Origin of the sequence: Streptomyces odontotermitis (assembly GCF_050510915.1) — a bacterium.
Lineage (GTDB): Bacteria > Actinomycetota > Actinomycetes > Streptomycetales > Streptomycetaceae > Streptomyces.
Genome location: NZ_JBNJLS010000021.1, coordinates 129,737 through 146,219, shown reverse-complemented (window position 1 = coordinate 146,219; position 16,483 = coordinate 129,737). Strand labels below are relative to the sequence as shown.

Here is a 16,483-nt window from a genome sequence, read left to right as displayed (position 1 = left end):
GATGGGCGCGTGATCGACATAGGTGGGGGCCTCGTGCTGCGGCCCTGGGAGGCCCGGGACGCGGGCGCCGTCCTTGCCGCCTTCGCCGCCCCCGAGATGGGGCGCCAGGCCGACGAGCCCATCAACTCACTTGCTGATGCCGGGCGTTGGATCGCTCGGCGCGCGGCCGACCGGGAGGCGGACGTGGCGTACGCCTTCGCGGTGGCGGACGCGGGTGACGGCGCCGCCCTCGGCAACGTCGCCGTGAGTGCGGTGAACCGTACGCACGACGTGGGCTGGGTCTCGTACTGGACGGCGCCGCAGGCGCGGGGGCGGGGCGTGGCGTCGCGCGGGTGTGCGGCCCTCGCCCAGTGGGCCTTCGGTGAACTCGGCCTGTTCCGGCTGGAGTTGGGGCATCGCGTCAACAACCCGGCGTCGTGCGCGGTGGCGCGGGCCGCCGGGTTCGTGGTGGAGGGCGTGCAGCGGCAGAAGCTGGCGTACGACGGGGTGCGGTACGACGTGGAGCTGCATGCGCGGCTGGCGTCGGACGGGCGCGCCGGGGTGGCGCGCCCGTAGCCCTCACACCGGTTCAGCCTCCACGAGCGAGGGCACCGTCGGCGTCGGGACGACCCGGGTCAGGCGGAAGCCGCCCTGCGCGAACAGGGCGCCGAACTCGGCCTCCGTGCGCTCCCTGCCCTTGAGGGCGGCCAGCATGACGATGTCGAGGGCCTTGCCGGGGTGCGGGTCGTTGCCCGTGGGGAGCACCGTGTCGACGGCGACGAGGCGGCCGCCGGGCGCGATCGCCGTGCGGATCGCGCGCAGGATGCGCAGTGCCTCGTCGTCGTTCCAGTCGTGCAGGATGTGCTTGAGGACGTACACGTCCCCGCCCTCCGGCACCGCCGCGAAGAAGTCCCCCGACTCCGCGCGCCAGCGGCCCGCGAGCTCCTTGGTGTCGAGGGCGTGCTCCGCCACCGTGTGCGGCTGGTCGAAGAGGACGCCGGACAGGCCGGGGTTGCGGGCCAGGACCGACCGCAGGAAGCCGCCGCGGCCGCCGCCGACGTCCACGACGGTGCCGCTCGCGGGAAACGGGTATGCGGCCGAGACGACCTCGTCCACCGGCCCCGAGAAGGCCGCCATGCCCCGGTCGAAGAGCTCCTGCTCCGCGGCGGAGTTCGCCACGTAGTCGAAGTAGGGCGTGCCGTACGCCGCTTCGAAGCCCGGGACGCCGGTGCGCACGGTCTCGTCGAGGCCCGCGAACGACCGGGTCATGCTCTCGGCGGTGAGGAAGAGGATCCCGTCCCGCTGGGATCCCGGCGCCGACTCGGCGAGCAGGGCCGCCGCCGGGGTGAGGTGGAACGCGCCGTGCTCGTCCTCTCGGAAGATCCCGCGCATGGAGAGCAGCCGCAGCACGCGGCGCAGGGACGGCGCGTGCGTGCCCGAGCGGGTCGCCAACTCCTCGGCGCCGAGCGGGCCTTCGGACAGGTGGTCGGCGATGCGGTGCGCGGCCGCGGCGCGCAGCGCGGAGGAGTAGAGGTGACCGAGGGTCATGTCCAGCAACGCGAAGGCGGCGTCGGCAGCTTGGGCGGCCTGGGTGTCCTGGGTGGCTTGGGTGGTGTCGTCGGCGTGGGAGTGGGCGGAGGGGTCGGGGCTGCTGCTCGGTGTCGGTACGTCCGTCATGTTGTCAGGGTGCTGTGTAACGTCCCGGGGCCGCCAGGCGTGTCCTGGACAAGAGGAGAGCGCGGAGAAGCGCGCAAGAGGAGAGCAGGGGACCGAGGGGGAGGGCCATGGCGAGCGGTCACGGTGAACGTGAACGTGAACAGGGCGCCGGCGCAGCCGACTTCGACGCCTTCTACGGCGCGACGTCCAAGCGCCTGGTCGCCGCGGTCTACGCCATGACGGGGGACCTCGCGGAGGCGGAGGACGCGGTGCAGGAGGCGTATGTGCGGGCCTGGCAGCGGTGGGAGCGGCTGACCCGGGAGGGCGACCCGCTGCCGTGGGTGCGGACCGTGGCCTCGCGCCTTGCGATCAGCACCTGGCGCCGCACCCGCAACCGGCTGCGCGCCCAGCTGCGCCACGGAGCGGCCGCCGATGTGCCCGAACTCTCCCCGGACCGGGTGGCGTTGATCGAGGCACTGCGCGAACTCCCGCCCCAGCAGCGGCAGGCGGTGGTGCTCTTCCACCTCCTCGACCTGTCGGTGGAGCAGGTGGCACGCGAGACCGGCTCGTCGAACGGCGCCGTGCGCACCCGCCTCACCCGGGCCCGCAAGGTGCTCGGCGAGCTGCTCGTGTTCCACGTGGACGAGGGGGTTGCCCACCATGGCTGACATTCAGGAAGGGCCGGTCGAGGAGCTGCTCGACGGGGTGGTGGTGCGGCTGCCGGACCCGGCGGTCCTGCGGGCGCGCGGCGCCCGGCGGACGGCACGGCGCCGGGCCGTGGGGGCGATGGCCACGGTGGTGGTCGTGGCGGCGGTCGTGCTGGCGTGGGTGGCGGCGGCGCCCGGGGGAGGGGACGGGAGCGGGCGCGGTGGCGGGGGCCGCGACGTGCCCCCGGCCGACTCGGTCACGGCCACCGCCAGCTACGGGGAGGGCGACACCCCGTACAAGAAGGACGGCGTCGTGCACCTGCCGCGCGCGGAGCAGCTGCCGGGGTACGGGACGTGGCACTGGCGGGAACGGGAACGAGGGGGCGACGCGAACCTCCCCCTCGGGAAGGTCGGCCTCGCCGGCGTCGGCTGCCCGACCATGGGCCTGGGCGCCGAACCCGACAGCATCCGGTACGCCTGGACGTACGACGGCGACCGCGAGGCCGAGGCCCGGCACCGCTACGTCGAGTTCACGCAGCGGGCCCATATGCAGGACATGTACCAGCACCTGGAGACCGTCCTCCAGAACTGCGGCATGCTCCGCCACGTCGAGGGCGCGACGGTGTCCTACACAGGGCCGGAGGGGCAGCAGATGGGCCGGCTGAAGGTGTACCTGGAGCACGGCAAGAAGTGGATGTCGATCCTGGAGACGCTGGACGGCGGCCAGGGCCGCCGCTGACCCCCGGCCTCCGACCCGTGCCCCGGCCCCTGATCCATGACCCCTGCCCCTGGCCCCCGAGGGCCCCGGTGCGCCGGTCGCGCCCTGCTCGGGTCAATGGGTGGGCCGGCCGGACGCACCGGGTGTCAGGGCAGGTCACAGCGACTTGCGCGCTCCAGGGACCACCAAGTCGGCAGGGTCCTCCGGGTAGTGACATGCCGTCAGGTGCTGGTCCCGGTTCCCGTCGATCCGCACCAGCGTCGGCGTCTCGCTCGCGCACCGCTCCGTCGCCTTCCAGCAGCGGGTGCGGAAGCGGCAGCCCGAGGGCGGGTTGACGGGGGAGGGGACGTCGCCCGTGAGCAGGATCCGCTCGCGGCGGGCCTGGGCGGCCCCGGCGGCTCCGACCGCCGCGGCGTCCTGCGGCTCCGGCGAGATGTCCACCTCCGGCACCGCCGAGAGCAGCGCCCTCGTGTACGGATGCCGCGGATTTCCGTACAGGTCCTCGCGTCGCGCGATCTCCACGATGCGGCCCAGGTACATCACCGCGACCCGCTGCGAGAAGTGGCGGACCACCGCCAGGTCGTGCGCGATGAACAGGAACGCGATGCCGAGCTCCTTCTGGAGCTTCTGCAGCAGGTTCACCACCTGCGCCTGGATGGAGACGTCCAGCGCCGACACCGGCTCGTCCGCGACGATCAGCTTCGGCTGGAGCGCCAATGCCCGTGCCACGCCGATGCGTTGACGCTGTCCGCCGGAGAACTCGTGCGGGAAGCGGTTGAAGTGCTCGGGGTTGAGGCCGACCGTCTCCAGGAGCTCGCGGACGCGCGCCTCCCGCCCACCCGCCGGGTTGATGCCGTTGACTTCCATCGGCCCCGAGATGATCTTTCCGACCGTCTGGCGCGGGTTCAGGGACGCGTACGGGTCCTGGAAGATCATCTGGATCTCGGGGCGGATCGGGGCGAGCTGTTTCCGGGAGGCGTGCGTGATGTCCTTGCCCCGGTAGGAAATCCGACCCCCCGTGGGCTCCAGCAAGCGCGTTACCAGGCGTCCCGTAGTCGACTTGCCGCAGCCGGACTCGCCGACCAGGCCCAGGCTCTCGCCCTCGGTGATGCTGAAGTCGAGCCCGTCGACGGCCTGGACCGCGCCGATCTTGCGCTTGATGGGGAAGCCGCCCATGACCGGGAAGTGCTTGGTCAGGCCCTTGACGTCCAGAAGCGGGGCGGGAGCGGTGGTGTCCGCCGGGGGAGTGCTGTCCGTCGCCGGAGCGGTGCTGCTCATGGTGGTGAAATCCCGTCGCTCGTACGTCAGTTGGCCCGTGTGCCCGCGAAGTCCGCGAAGAACGCGGTCCGCTGCTCCGCCGTGAGGTGGCACGCGGCGCCCCGGCCCTCGGTGAGGTCGAGGAGCGGCAGCTCACCGGAGCAGCGGCCGCCCTCGACCTGCTCGGTGAAGGAGCAGCGGGGGTGGAAGCGGCAGCCGGTGGGCGGGGTGAGCAGGCTGGGCGGGGTGCCGGGGATCGGCGACAGCGGCACGTCCACCGGGCCGGTCAGGGACGGCATCGAGCCCAGCAGGCCCCAGGTGTAGGGGTGTTGAGGCGACCGGAGCACCTGGCGCTTGCTGCCGCGCTCCACGCAGCGCCCGCCGTACATCACCAGGATGTCGTCCGCGATGTCCGCGATCACACCGAGGTCGTGCGTGATGAAGATGATCGCCGTGCCGAACTCCTGCTGGAGGTCCTTCAGGAGGTCCATGATCTGGGCCTGGACCGTTACGTCGAGGGCCGTGGTCGGCTCGTCCGCGATCAGCAGGGCCGGGTTGCAGACCAGCGACATCGCGATCATCGCGCGCTGCCGCATGCCGCCCGAGAACTGGTGCGGGTAGTCGTCGACGCGCAGGTCGGGCTGCGGGATGCCGACCTTCCGCAGCATCTCCACCGACCGGTCCCGCGCCTCCTTCTTGGAGGCGCCGGTGTGCTTGCGGAAGGTCTCGCCGATCTGTTGCCCGATCGTGTGGTAGGGCGACAGAGAGGCGAGGGCGTCCTGGAAGATCATCGCCATCTTGTTGCCGCGCAGCTGCTCCAGCTCGCGCTCGGTGGCGGTGATCAACTCCTTTCCGTCGAGGAGGATCTCCCCGTCGATCGCGGTGTTCGCCTTGTCGTGCAGGCCCAGGATCGCGAGGTTGGTGACGGACTTGCCCGAGCCGGACTCGCCGACGATGCCGAGGGTGCGGCCGCGCTCCAGCTCGAAGTCGAGGTCGTCGACCGCCTTGACGACGCCGTCCTCGGTGGAGAAGTGGACGCGCAGATTGCGAACGGAGAGGAAGGGGTCACTGGAGTCGGAAGAAGAGGCCGCCGAGGGGGACTTGCTGATGGAAGTGCTCATGAGTTCTCTCTCGTCTCCCTAGGCCAGCCGGACGCGCGGGTCGATCAGCGCGTACAGGGCGTCGACGACGATGTTGGACACGACGATCGCGGCGGCGGCCACGAGGACCACGCCGAGCAGCAGCGGGAGATCGCTGGTGTCGACCGCCTTCACCGACAGCTGGCCGATGCCGTGCAGGGCGAAGGTCTGCTCGGTGATGATGGCTCCGCCGAGCAGTACGCCCAGGTCGAGACCGAAGATCGTGACGATTGGTCCCATCGCACCCCGCCAGGCGAAGCGGAAGAAGACCGTACGGCGCGACAGGCCCTTGGCCCGGGCTGTGCGGACGTAGTCCTCGTTCATCGTCTCGACCATCTGCGAGCGGGTCATGCGTGTGTAGTTCGCGGTGAAGATCAGCGCCAGGACCAGCCAAGGGATGAGCAGGCCCGAGAACCACTTGCCGGGGTTCTCCGAGAACGGGGTGTACGAGGGCCGGTCCAGCCAGTGGAGCTGGACGGTCAGGAAGTACACCGCGAAGACGCCGACGACGTAGATCTGCATTGAGGACGCGATCAGCGAGGCCGATGACGCGATCTTGTCGACGGCCTTGCCCTGCTTGACGGCGGCCAGCATGCCGGTGCCCACGCCGAAGATGACGAACACGAACGCGGCGCCGAGGGACAGCGAGAGGGTCGTCGGGAAGCGGTCGAGGATCGTACCGAGGACCGGTTCGCGATTGCGGAACGAGTAGCCGAGACAAGGCGCGTCGCAGAAGCCGTACGCGTCGTAGTCGCGCCCGACGAAGAGGCCCTCGAACCAGTGCCAGTACTGCACCGGAATGGGGTCGGCGATCCCCAGGTTGCGCTTCACCAGCGCCAGCGTCTCGGGCGGGCACACCTTGCCGCAGGCCAGCCGCGCGGGGTCACGCGGGGCCGTGTAGAAGAGGAGGAAGACGATCGCGCTGATGATCAGCAGGATCACCGCGCCGCCGATGATGCGGCGAATGAGGAAGCGGAGCATGGCAGTTGGGTCCCTGACGGATGCCGTTGAGGAAGGGGTGGCGGGGGCGGGCTCGGGTGTGGGGAGCCCGCCCCCCAGGGCCGTTCGTCAGGCCTTGACGTAGGTCTTGGTGAGCAGCGTCGCGGCGAACTGCGGGTCGTGGATGGCGCCGCCGACCTTGGAGCCGTGCAGGTACCAGCGGCGCTGGAAGGTCTCCGGGATGATCGGCACGACCTCCGTCATGATCCGCTTGTCCAGGGCGGCCCACGCCTTGCCGGCTTCCTTCGGGTCCGGGATCACGGCGTTCTTCTTGATCGCCTCATTGATCCAGGGGATGTTCACCTGGGAGACGTTGTTCTGCCCGTTGCCGATCGCGGCGCCGTCCATGAGTGGCTGCATCATCGTGTAGGCGGTCGGCCAGTCCGGGGACCAGCCGAACCACATCACGTCGTACTTGTTGTCCAGGCGCTGCACCTGGTCGTAGTAGTCCGTGTCGTTGAGGGGCTTGAGGACCGGGTCGAAGCCGGCCGCCTTCAGGTTCTTCTCGATGATGATCTTGGTCTTCTCGTAGGAAGGCCGCCGCGGGAAGGCGTACACGATCTTCGTGCCGAGCTTGTCCGCCTTCTTCAGGATGTCGTGGGCCCGCTTCACGTCGCCCTCGGGCTTCTTCAGCTTGCCGTAGATGTCGAACTTGTCGTAGCCGATGATGTCGGGGCTGAGGATCGTCGTCGCGTAGTCACCCGCGGCGACGCCGCCGTAGATGCGACGGCTCTGCTCCAGCGGCCAGGCGATCAGCAGGGCCTTGCGCACCTCGACGTCGGTGACGCGCTTCATGTTGATCGCGAAGTAGTACGTGCCCGACGACAGGCCGTTGAAGCTGCGCTTCTTGATGTCGGAGGTGGTGAGCACCTTCTGCATGCGCTCGGCCGGGATGGGCTCGTAGAGGGCGACCATCTGCTTGTCGTTGCCCTGGTCCGCGATGAAGCGGTCGTTGGACTCCAGCTGGGTCGGCCCGAACTCGAACTCGAAGCTGTCCGGGTAGGCGGTGCGGATCGGGTCGGTCTTCGGGTCCCAGTACTTGTTGCGGGTCAGGGTCATCGACTTGTCGATGGAGCGGTGCTTGACGATGTACGGGCCGCAGGAGAAGGGCGCCTTGTCGTACTTCTCCTTGGTGTCGTGCTTCACGGGCGTGGCGCAGTAGGAGTGCATCGCCAGCGTGAAGTTGAAGTCCGGCCGGGGCTCCGCCAGTTTGAACGTGATCGTCCGCTTCTTCTTGTCGGTCACGATGGAGTCCAGGTGCTTGCCCTTGTACGGACCCTCGTACGCGTCACGCCACTTGGCGCCCTTGCCTGTCAGGGCCTGCTGGACGTAGGCGGCGCCCTCGGTGATGAACGGGGCCCAGGCGCGCTCGAAGCCGTGCCGGACGTCGTCGAGGGTGAGCTCGCTGCCGTCCTGCCACTTCAGGCCCTCCTTCAGCGTGAAGGTCCAGGTCTTCTTGTCGGCGGAGGACGTGCCCGTGTCGGTGGCCAGGTCGCCGACGAGGGTCTGGTGCCCCTCCATGTCGGTGTAGTAGCCGGTGAGGCCGCGCGCGAAAAGGTTGGCGATCGACGAGTTGTACGCGAAGTAGATGCGCTGCGGGTCCAGGTGCGAGACGTCGGAGGCGGCGACGCCGTAGATGGTGCCGCCCTTCCGGGAGCCGGGGACCTCGGGCGCGGGGCCGGTCGATTCCTTCTTGGTGCCGATCTTCACCTCTGCGGCCGTGTACTTGGTGGCTCCGCCCTTCGGGGGCTTGCTGCTGTCCGAGCCACCGCCGCTGCTGCACGCGGACAGGACGAGCGAACCGCCCGCTGCCGCCGATGTGGCGATGAGGAGGTTTCTGCGGGAGATCGACATGTGGCTACCAACCCTGTGTGTGAAGGAGACAGAAGAGCGGTGGTGCACCGCGGTCCGGCTCGGCCCCGTCGCGCGGGCCGGTCGCGGGGGAGCGACTGTGCGTCAGCGTTTGGTCTTCGGATCGAGCGCGTCGCGGACCGAGTCGCCGAGAAGGTTGAAGGCCACCACGAAGACCACCATGGCGATGCCGGGGAAGGCCATGAACGTGATGTCGTCCTCGTAGACCTCGGAGCCCTTCTGGATCATCACCCCCCAGTCCGGCGTGGAAAGGTCGAGTCCGACACCGAGGAAGGCGAGACCGGCCTCGGTGGTGACGAACAGCGGCAGCAGGAGCGTGGCCTGGATCAGGATCGGCGTCCACAGGTTGGGGAGGAGCTCCTTGAAGATGATGCGGGCCGGAGACGCTCCCGTGACCTTCGCCGCCTCGACGTACTCCCGCTCGCGCAGGGCGAGCACTTCACCGCGCAGCAGCCGTGCGAGGGGGGCCCAGCCGAAGGCAGTCATCACCGTGATGAGGCTGGTGATGGTCAGCCACATCGGAGTCTTGTCCTCCGGGGCGACCAGGATCGAGATCATCACCGGGAAGAAGGCGATGTAGAAGAGCGTGGAGGGGAAGGCGAGCAGGATGTCGATGACCCGGCCGATGAAGTAGTCCGTCCGGCCACCGACATAGCCGGCGGTGACGCCGACGACGACCCCGAGCAGCACCACGAGCAACGTCGTCGCGGTCGCGATCAGCAGGGAGTTGCGGATGCCGTAGAGCAGGAAGGTGAACACATCGCGCCCCAGCCCTGGTTCGAGGCCGAACCAGAACTCCCCGTCGATGCCGCCGTTGGGCTTCATCGGGTTGTTGAACTCGTTGAGCAGCGTGGGATCGTCCATGCCGTATGTGGTGTACGGATCTTTCCCGTACACCTTCGCGATCAACGGCGCACACAGCGCGATGACGAAGAAGAAGATCACGACGCAGGCGGAGATCACGCCCGCGCGGTCGCGCCGGAAGCGGATCCAGGCCAGCCGGCCCGGTGAACGTCCTTTGCTGCCCTGGCCGTTGGGCGGAGGTGCGGTGCCGGTCTCGTCCGTCACCTCAAGGGTGGCGGCAGTGGCAGGTGTTGAGGAGGTCATGGCGCTCCTGGCGCGGACAGTCGTAGGGGGTCCGCAGGTGTCCGCTGAAGCGGGGTCTACGGGCTAGGCGCGACCTTTTCAAGGCATTTCGCGTACGGTCAATGAATTCTGAATTGACTTGGCGTGGCCTTTGGGTCCTTGACCTTTAGATAACCGGAACATTACTCGTACTTTACCTTGATGTGTCCAAGGTGAGATGCCCAGCCTCTTGCATGGGGGCAATTCCGGCATTGAGTCCGATAAGCGGGCGTGAGCATCTCGGAATGCGTACATCCGGTGACGTGCATCCGGTGACGTGCATCCGGGGCGGGCGGGGCGGCGCCCCGGGTGGCGAGGCGGGCGAGCGTCGTCCGGGGGTTCTCGGCGGCGGGTTTCGGACAGTCGGCGAAGCCGACCTCCGCGGTGCGCGCGATGTCGGCGGTGCGGGCGCCCGGGGCGGCCAAGGGGGTGCCGATCTTTTCGGACAGTGCCTTCATGGCCTGGGCCGCGCGCGGGGCGCCCGCGCGGACGCCGGTGACCTCAGTGGTGCGCGGTCGGTACGGCTTGGTCTTGATCTTGGTCTTGGTCTTGATCTTGAGGAGAGTCCAGGTGCCCGTGGCCGGTGTTTTCCAGGTGAATTCGGGCGCGCAGCCGGAACGTGCGCTGCTTGCGGATCGCCTTGAAGGTCATTCCGACGCGGTCCCCGTTGTCCGGGGCCTTGAACGTGACATAGGGATCGCGGCAGCCTGGGGCGGCGTGCCGGAGAGTGCGGTAACAGCTGTGACCGTGAATACGCAGCGCATGGTCGTGTGCGCCATTCTCACTGCCTCCCTTCTTTCTCGTGAGTGCCCGCGCGCTACGCATGCCAATTCTCGGGTGTCAACGAATGATTTCGTCCGGGCTCCGTCCGGGCTCCGTCCGTGCTTCGTCCGGGCTTTTCCTGGCTCCCTTTTCTGGATGCCGCCGAAAGCTGAGCGGATATCAATTGGCCGATGTCGTACGGGAGTTCCGCGATCGGCCCGTACGGCGCCCCCCGGCGCACCCCCGCACCGAGGGGGCGCCCGCCCCGGCGAGCGCCCCCTCCGCGTATGCCATCCAGGGGGTTTTCTGTCGCAGTAGCCACGGAAAGAGGCCGTAAAGGTGCGCTATCACCGTGTCTGCGGTGTATTTGGCCCTAAGTGCCCAAGAAGTGCTCAAGCAACAGTCATGTCGGAAAACAGGAGGCATCCCATGCGTGGAGCCACGCACGCCAAGTGGGCCGCAGGAGCGGTCGTCGTCGCCCTCGCGGTGACGGCCTGCGGCGGGGGCAGCAGCGGTGGAGGCGACGGCTCCGGCATCGTGAAGTCCTCGTGGGGCGACCCGCAGAACCCGGTCGAGCCGGCGAACACCAATGAGGTCCAGGGCGGCAAGGTCATGGACATGCTCTTCCGGGGCCTCAAGAAGTACGACCCGAAGACCGGCGAGGCCAAGGACATGGTCGCCGAGAAGATCGACACCTCGGACTCGCAGAACTTCACCGTCACGCTCAAGGACGGCTGGACCTTCAGCAATGGTGAGAAGGTCACCGCGAAGTCGTTCGTGGACGCCTGGAATTACGGCGCGAACATCGACAACAAGCAGAACAACGCGCCCTTCTTCGCCAACATCGAGGGCTACGACAAGGTCCACCCGGAGAACGGCAACGCCTCCGCGAAGACCATGTCCGGCCTCGCGGTCAAGGACGACAAGACCTTCACGGTGAAACTGAAGGAGAAGTTCTCGACCTGGCCGCAGACGCTCGGCTACCAGGCGTTCTCGCCGCTGCCCCAGTCCTTCTTCAAGGACCACGACGGCTGGCTGAAGAAGCCCGTCGGCAACGGCCCCTACACGGTGGACTCGTACACCAAGGGCTCCTCGATGAAGCTCCGGAAGTGGGACGGGTACAAGGGCGAAGACAAGGCGCAGAACGCGGGCGTGGACCTCATCGTCTACACCGACAACAACACCGCCTACACCGACCTGATGGCGGGCAACCTCGACCTCGTCGACGACGTGCCGGCCAAGCAGCTCAAGAACGTCAAGAACGACCTGGGCGACCGCTACATCAACCAGCCCGCCCTCATCGTCCAGACCCTGGTCTTCCCGCTCTACGACAAGAACTGGGGCAAGGAGGGGATGGAGAAGGTCCGTCGGGGTCTGTCCATGGCGATCAACCGTGACGAGATCACCAAGCAGATCTTCCAGGAGACCCGCACCCCCGCCAAGGACTGGACCTCGCCCGCCCTCGGCGACAAGGGCGGCTACAAGGACGACATCTGCGGCGACGCCTGCACGTACGACCCCGCGCAGGCGAAGAAGCTGATCGAAGAGGGCGGCGGGCTGCCCGGCGGCAAGGTCACCGTCACCTCGAACGTCGACACCGGCTCGCACCGCGAGTGGATGGACGCCGTCTGCAACAGCATCAACAAGGCGCTCGGCAAGGGCGCGGTGTGCACGGTCAACCCGATCGGCACCTTCGCGGACTTCAAGAACCAGATGTCCAACTTCAAGATGACCGGGCCGTTCCGCTCCGGCTGGCAGGCCGACTACCCGCTCATCCAGAACTTCCTGCAGCCGCTCTTCTACACCGGCGCCTCCTCCAACTACGGGAAGTTCAACAACAAGGACTTCGACGCCCTCGTGGACAAGGCGAACAAGGAGTCCGACGCGAGCGCGGCCGTCAAGGACTTCCAGGACGCCGAGAAGATCCTCGCCCAGCAGATGCCGTCGATCCCGCTCTGGTACCAGAACGGCAGCGCCGGCTACTCGGAGAACGTCTCGGACGTGACCCTCAACCAGTTCAGCGTCCCGGTCTACGACCAGATCAAGGTCAAGTAGCCCATCTCCGGGGGCCGTTCCCGCGCACTGCGGGGGCGGCCCCCGGACCGTACCCCCACCCCGGAGCCAGACTGACATGGGACGCTATGTGATCCGGCGCCTGCTCCAGATGATCCCCGTGTTCATCGGCAGCACGTTTCTGATCTTCCTCATGGTGTACGCGCTCGGTGACCCGGTCGCGGCCCTCTTCGGCGACAAGGCGCCCGACCCCGCCACCGCCGCCCGCATCCGCAAGGACCTCTATCTCGATCAGCCGCTGTGGAAGCAGTACCTGCACTACATGGGGCAGATCTTCCAGGGGAACTTCGGCACCGCCTTCAACGGCCAGAAGGTCACCGAACTCCTCGCCGCCGCCTACCCCGTGACGCTGCGTCTGACGATCGTCGCGATCGTGATCGAGCTCGTCGTCGGCATCACGCTCGGCGTGCTCAGCGGCCTCAAGAAGGGCCGTGTGATCGACAGTTCGGTGCTCATCCTCACGCTGATCGTGATCTCCATCCCGACCTTCGTGAGCGGCTACGTACTCCAGTACCTCTTCGGCGTGAAATGGGGAGTGATCCGGCCGACGGTCTCCCCGGACGCCCCCTTCAACGAGCTGATCCTGCCGGGCATCGTGCTCGCGCTCGTCTCCCTCGCCTACGTCACCCGGCTGACGCGGACCTCCATCGCGGAGAACGCCCGCGCCGACTACATGCGCACCGCCGTCGCCAAGGGACTCCCGCGCCGCCGCATCATCACCCGGCATCTGCTGCGCAACTCGCTGATCCCCGTGGTCACCTTCATCGGCACCGACATCGGGGCGCTCATGGGCGGCGCCATCGTCACGGAGAAGATCTTCAACATCCATGGCGTCGGCTTCCAGATCTACCAGGGCATCCTGCGCAACAACGCCCCCACCGTGGTCGGCTTCGTGACGATCCTCGTCATCGTCTTCCTCCTCGCCAACCTGCTCGTCGACCTGCTCTACGCGGTCCTGGACCCGAGGATCCGTTATGCCTGAGCCGCACAGCGAACCCGGCTACGACCCGAAGCAGTCGATCTCCGCCGCGGGCGGCGGCGGGGCCATGGACCTCGCGATGAGCGAGGCCCAGACCCTGGAGGGCAAGGGGCCCGGGGCCGGCGGGCCGGGGCCGCAGGCCAAGCCGCGCAGCCTCTGGTCCGACGCCTGGCGCGAGCTGCGCCGCAACCCCATCTTCATCGTCTCCGCGCTGCTGATCCTCTTCCTCGTGATCATCTCGATCTGGCCGCAGCTGATCGCGAGCGGCGACCCGCTCGACTGCGACCTCGCCCAGTCCGAGAAGGGCCCCGCGCCAGGACACCCCTTCGGCTTCGACCGGCAGGGCTGCGACGTCTACACCCGCACCGTGTACGGGGCCAGGGCCTCCATCACCGTCGGCGTCTGCGCCACCGTCGGGGCCGCGCTCCTCGGCAGCGTGCTCGGCGGGCTCGCCGGGTTCTTCGGCGGCTGGTGGGACGCGCTGCTCTCCCGCATCGCCGACATCTTCTTCGGCATCCCGATCATCCTCGGCGGCCTGGTGCTGCTCTCGGTCGTCACCAGCACCACGGTCTGGCCGGTCGTCGGCTTCATCGTGCTGCTCGGCTGGCCGCAGATCTCCCGCATCGCCCGCGGCTCGGTGATCACCGCGAAACAGAACGACTACGTGCACGCGGCCCGGGCGCTCGGCGCCAGCAGCTCCCGGATGCTGCTCCGCCACGTCGCGCCCAACGCGGTCGCGCCCGTCATCGTCGTCGCGACGATCGCCCTCGGCACCTACATCGCCCTGGAGGCGACCCTCTCCTTCCTCGGTGTCGGCCTGCGCCCGCCCACCGTCTCCTGGGGCATCGACATCTCGAACGCGGCCGAGTCCATCCGCAACGCCCCGCACATGCTCCTGTGGCCCGCGGGCGCGCTGAGCATCACCGTGCTCGCCTTCATCATGCTCGGCGACGCGGTGCGCGACGCCCTCGACCCCAAGCTGAGGTAAGCGCTCATGCTGCTCGAAGTACGCGATCTGCACGTGGAGTTCAGGACCAGGGACGGCGTCGCCAAGGCCGTCAACGGGGTCAACTACAGCGTCGACGCGGGTGAGACGCTCGCCGTGCTCGGCGAGTCCGGCTCCGGCAAGTCCGTCACGGCCCAGGCCATCATGGGCATCCTCGACATCCCGCCCGGGAAGATCACCCAGGGCGAGATCCTCTTCCAGGGCGAGGACCTCCTGAAGCTCAAGGAGGACCAGCGGCGCAAGATCCGCGGCGCCGGAATGGCGATGATCTTCCAGGACGCCCTGAGCTCGCTCAACCCGGTCCTCTCGGTCGGTGAGCAGCTCGGCGAGATGTTCGTCGTCCACCGGGGCATGTCCCGCAAGGACGCCAGGGCGAAGGCCATCGAGCTGATGGACCGCGTCCGCATCCCCGCGGCTAAGGAGCGGGTCGGCCAGTACCCGCACCAGTTCTCCGGCGGCATGCGCCAGCGCATCATGATCGCGATGGCGATGGCCCTGGAGCCGTCCCTGATCATCGCGGACGAGCCGACGACGGCCCTCGACGTCACCGTGCAGGCCCAGGTCATGGACCTGCTGGCCGAGTTGCAGCGCGAGCTCAACATGGGCCTCATCCTCATCACCCACGACCTGGGGGTGGTCGCCGACGTCGCGGACGACATCGCCGTCATGTACGCGGGCCGCATCGTCGAGCAGGCCCCGGTGCACGAGATCTACAAGCGTCCGGCGCACCCGTACACGCGCGGCCTCCTTGACTCGATCCCGCGCCTGGACCAGAAGGGCCAGGAGCTCTACGCGATCAAGGGCCTGCCGCCGAACCTCATGAACATCCCGCCCGGCTGCGCCTTCAACCCCCGCTGCCCCAGGGCCCAGGACATCTGCCGCACGGACGTCCCGCCGCTCGCGGACGTGACGTACGACGCCGCCGAGCCCACCGCCACCGCCCCCGGCCGCAAGAGCGCCTGCCACTTCTGGAAGGAGACGCTCGATGACGCATCCTGAGCACGTCAGCAAGAAGGACCTGCGAGTCGAGGGCGAACTGGCGGAGCACCTGCTGCACAAGGCGCAGGCGGAGTCGCGGTACGCGGCCGAGGGCTCGGGGTCCGGCCGCGAACCGATCCTCGAAGTGCGGGACCTGGTCAAGCACTACCCGCTCACCCAGGGCATCCTGATCAAGAAGCAGATCGGCGCGGTCAAGGCCGTCGACGGGGTCTCCTTCCACCTGGACCCGGGCGAGACGCTCGGCGTCGTGGGGGAGTCGGGCTGCGGCAAGTCGACGGTCGCGAAGATGCTGGTGAACCTGGAGCGGCCGACGTCGGGGCAGATCCTCTACAAGGGCGAGGACATCACGAAGCTGTCGGGCCGGGCCCTGAAGGCGGTCCGGCGCAACATCCAGATGGTGTTCCAGGACCCGTACACGTCCCTGAACCCCCGGATGACGGTGGGCGACATCATCGGGGAGCCGTACGAGATCCACCCCGAGGTGGCCCCGAAGGGAGACCGGCGGAGGAAGGTCCAGGAACTCCTGGACGTGGTCGGCCTCAACCCCGAGTACATCAACCGCTACCCGCACCAGTTCTCGGGCGGCCAGCGCCAACGCATCGGCATCGCGCGGGGGTTGGCGCTCCGGCCGGAGATCATCGTGGCGGACGAGCCGGTGTCGGCGCTCGACGTGTCGGTGCAGGCGCAGGTGATCAACCTGCTTGAGAAGCTCCAGGACGAGTTCAGCCTGAGCTACGTCTTCATCGCCCACGACCTGTCGATCGTGCGGCACATCTCCGACCGGGTCGGGGTCATGTACCTGGGGCGGCTCGCGGAGATCGGGACGGACGAGCAGATCTACGACCACCCGACGCACCCGTACACGCAGGCGCTGCTGTCCGCGGTGCCCGTGCCGGACCCGGAGGCGCGGGAGGGGCGCGAGCGGATCCTGCTGGCGGGCGATGTCCCGTCCCCCGCCGACCCGCCCTCGGGCTGCCGCTTCCGCACCCGGTGCTGGAAGGCGCAGGAGCGGTGTGCGCTGGAGGTGCCTGAGCTGGCGGTGCCGGCGGTGTTCCGGGGGGAGGGCGGGCCCGCGGCCCACGAGTCGGCCTGCCACTTCGCGGAGGAGCGGCAGGTGGTGCCGTAGGGGGGTGCCCTAGCCCCCTATCGGCGCTGAACGCGCCTCGTCCTCAAACGCCGGACGGGCTAGAGACAGCCCGTCCGGCGTTTGAGGACGAGCCCTTCAGGCGATATCGGTGCCCCAGGGCCGCGGAGCGGCGGATTCGGGAAGGG

15 protein-coding genes are annotated in these 16,483 nt (G+C 68.4%); 8 read left to right on the top strand and 7 right to left on the bottom strand.

Features of this window, described 5'->3' with window-relative positions; all coding sequences use genetic code 11:
* The first annotated feature begins 9 nt into the window (after positions 1 to 9).
* Positions 10 to 555 carry a GNAT family N-acetyltransferase gene (locus ACQB60_RS37640; RefSeq protein ID WP_496930587.1) on the top strand — a complete coding sequence of 182 codons (546 nt, stop codon included), beginning with the start codon at positions 10 to 12 and terminating at the stop codon, positions 553 to 555.
* A gap of 3 nt (positions 556 to 558) precedes the next feature.
* On the opposite strand, the gene ACQB60_RS37635 is transcribed toward ACQB60_RS37640, so the two are convergent.
* Positions 559 to 1,656, bottom strand: a complete 1,098-nt coding sequence (locus tag ACQB60_RS37635; protein WP_496930586.1) for a methyltransferase — start codon at positions 1,654 to 1,656, stop codon at positions 559 to 561.
* Positions 1,657 to 1,763: 107 nt separating this feature from the next.
* Between ACQB60_RS37635 and ACQB60_RS37630 the strand changes: the two genes are divergently transcribed.
* Both ACQB60_RS37630 and ACQB60_RS37625 read left to right on the top strand, forming a co-directional pair.
* Positions 1,764 to 2,303: a SigE family RNA polymerase sigma factor gene (locus ACQB60_RS37630; protein ID WP_496930585.1), complete on the top strand. Its 540-nt coding sequence runs from the start codon at positions 1,764 to 1,766 to the stop codon at positions 2,301 to 2,303.
* A complete protein-coding gene (locus tag ACQB60_RS37625; protein WP_496930584.1) occupies positions 2,296 to 3,021 on the top strand; it encodes a hypothetical protein in 726 nt (241 codons plus the stop codon). The genes ACQB60_RS37630 and ACQB60_RS37625 overlap by 8 nt, the downstream gene beginning before the upstream one ends.
* Before the next feature lie 135 nt (positions 3,022 to 3,156).
* Here ACQB60_RS37625 and ACQB60_RS37620 read toward each other — a convergent pair whose 3' ends face one another.
* The 6 genes from ACQB60_RS37620 to ACQB60_RS37595 all read right to left on the bottom strand — a co-directional run bounded on the left by ACQB60_RS37620 (position 3,157) and on the right by ACQB60_RS37595 (position 10,043).
* Entirely contained in the window at positions 3,157 to 4,278 is a 1,122-nt protein-coding gene (locus ACQB60_RS37620; protein ID WP_496930583.1) for an ABC transporter ATP-binding protein, read from the bottom strand.
* A gap of 26 nt (positions 4,279 to 4,304) precedes the next feature.
* Positions 4,305 to 5,378: an ABC transporter ATP-binding protein gene (locus ACQB60_RS37615; protein WP_496930582.1), complete on the bottom strand. Its 1,074-nt coding sequence runs from the start codon at positions 5,376 to 5,378 to the stop codon at positions 4,305 to 4,307.
* An 18-nt stretch (positions 5,379 to 5,396) separates the two neighbouring features.
* A complete protein-coding gene (locus ACQB60_RS37610) occupies positions 5,397 to 6,377 on the bottom strand; it encodes an ABC transporter permease (protein ID WP_496930581.1) in 981 nt (326 codons plus the stop codon).
* 87 nt (positions 6,378 to 6,464) lie between these two features.
* Positions 6,465 to 8,249 (bottom strand): ABC transporter substrate-binding protein, encoded by a 1,785-nt coding sequence (locus tag ACQB60_RS37605; protein ID WP_496930580.1) that lies wholly within the window; start codon positions 8,247 to 8,249, stop codon positions 6,465 to 6,467.
* A gap of 102 nt (positions 8,250 to 8,351) precedes the next feature.
* Positions 8,352 to 9,374 (bottom strand): ABC transporter permease, encoded by a 1,023-nt coding sequence (locus ACQB60_RS37600; protein ID WP_496930579.1) that lies wholly within the window; start codon positions 9,372 to 9,374, stop codon positions 8,352 to 8,354.
* Positions 9,375 to 9,893: 519 nt separating this feature from the next.
* Positions 9,894 to 10,043, bottom strand: a complete 150-nt coding sequence (locus ACQB60_RS37595; protein ID WP_496930578.1) for a hypothetical protein — start codon at positions 10,041 to 10,043, stop codon at positions 9,894 to 9,896.
* A 540-nt stretch (positions 10,044 to 10,583) separates the two neighbouring features.
* Between ACQB60_RS37595 and ACQB60_RS37590 the strand changes: the two genes are divergently transcribed.
* From ACQB60_RS37590 to ACQB60_RS37570, 5 genes are all read left to right on the top strand, one after another.
* Positions 10,584 to 12,209: a peptide ABC transporter substrate-binding protein gene (locus ACQB60_RS37590; RefSeq protein WP_496930577.1), complete on the top strand. Its 1,626-nt coding sequence runs from the start codon at positions 10,584 to 10,586 to the stop codon at positions 12,207 to 12,209.
* 76 nt (positions 12,210 to 12,285) lie between these two features.
* Positions 12,286 to 13,209: an ABC transporter permease gene (locus ACQB60_RS37585; RefSeq protein WP_496930576.1), complete on the top strand. Its 924-nt coding sequence runs from the start codon at positions 12,286 to 12,288 to the stop codon at positions 13,207 to 13,209.
* Positions 13,202 to 14,194: an ABC transporter permease gene (locus tag ACQB60_RS37580; protein WP_496930575.1), complete on the top strand. Its 993-nt coding sequence runs from the start codon at positions 13,202 to 13,204 to the stop codon at positions 14,192 to 14,194. Before ACQB60_RS37585 ends, ACQB60_RS37580 begins: the two co-directional genes overlap by 8 nt.
* Before the next feature lie 6 nt (positions 14,195 to 14,200).
* Entirely contained in the window at positions 14,201 to 15,211 is a 1,011-nt protein-coding gene (locus tag ACQB60_RS37575; protein ID WP_496930574.1) for an ABC transporter ATP-binding protein, read from the top strand.
* Complete coding sequence (locus ACQB60_RS37570; protein ID WP_496930573.1) at positions 15,198 to 16,337, top strand: ABC transporter ATP-binding protein; 1,140 nt, start codon at positions 15,198 to 15,200, stop codon at positions 16,335 to 16,337. Before ACQB60_RS37575 ends, ACQB60_RS37570 begins: the two co-directional genes overlap by 14 nt.
* The last annotated feature ends 146 nt before the right edge of the window (positions 16,338 to 16,483 follow it).

What these genes read in the sequence shown, in the direction of transcription:
- ACQB60_RS37635 (WP_496930586.1), bottom strand. Translation starts at nt 1,656, where the DNA reads ATGACGGACGTACCGACACCGAGCAGCAGCCCCGACCCCTCCGCCCAC.
- ACQB60_RS37630 (WP_496930585.1), top strand. Translation starts at nt 1,764, where the DNA reads ATGGCGAGCGGTCACGGTGAACGTGAACGTGAACAGGGCGCCGGCGCA.
- ACQB60_RS37625 (WP_496930584.1), top strand. Translation starts at nt 2,296, where the DNA reads ATGGCTGACATTCAGGAAGGGCCGGTCGAGGAGCTGCTCGACGGGGTG.
- ACQB60_RS37620 (WP_496930583.1), bottom strand. Translation starts at nt 4,278, where the DNA reads ATGAGCAGCACCGCTCCGGCGACGGACAGCACTCCCCCGGCGGACACC.
- ACQB60_RS37615 (WP_496930582.1), bottom strand. Translation starts at nt 5,378, where the DNA reads ATGAGCACTTCCATCAGCAAGTCCCCCTCGGCGGCCTCTTCTTCCGAC.
- ACQB60_RS37610 (WP_496930581.1), bottom strand. Translation starts at nt 6,377, where the DNA reads ATGCTCCGCTTCCTCATTCGCCGCATCATCGGCGGCGCGGTGATCCTG.
- ACQB60_RS37605 (WP_496930580.1), bottom strand. Translation starts at nt 8,249, where the DNA reads ATGTCGATCTCCCGCAGAAACCTCCTCATCGCCACATCGGCGGCAGCG.
- ACQB60_RS37600 (WP_496930579.1), bottom strand. Translation starts at nt 9,374, where the DNA reads ATGACCTCCTCAACACCTGCCACTGCCGCCACCCTTGAGGTGACGGAC.
- ACQB60_RS37595 (WP_496930578.1), bottom strand. Translation starts at nt 10,043, where the DNA reads ATGACCTTCAAGGCGATCCGCAAGCAGCGCACGTTCCGGCTGCGCGCC.
- ACQB60_RS37590 (WP_496930577.1), top strand. Translation starts at nt 10,584, where the DNA reads ATGCGTGGAGCCACGCACGCCAAGTGGGCCGCAGGAGCGGTCGTCGTC.
- ACQB60_RS37585 (WP_496930576.1), top strand. Translation starts at nt 12,286, where the DNA reads ATGGGACGCTATGTGATCCGGCGCCTGCTCCAGATGATCCCCGTGTTC.
- ACQB60_RS37580 (WP_496930575.1), top strand. Translation starts at nt 13,202, where the DNA reads ATGCCTGAGCCGCACAGCGAACCCGGCTACGACCCGAAGCAGTCGATC.
- ACQB60_RS37575 (WP_496930574.1), top strand. Translation starts at nt 14,201, where the DNA reads ATGCTGCTCGAAGTACGCGATCTGCACGTGGAGTTCAGGACCAGGGAC.
- ACQB60_RS37570 (WP_496930573.1), top strand. Translation starts at nt 15,198, where the DNA reads ATGACGCATCCTGAGCACGTCAGCAAGAAGGACCTGCGAGTCGAGGGC.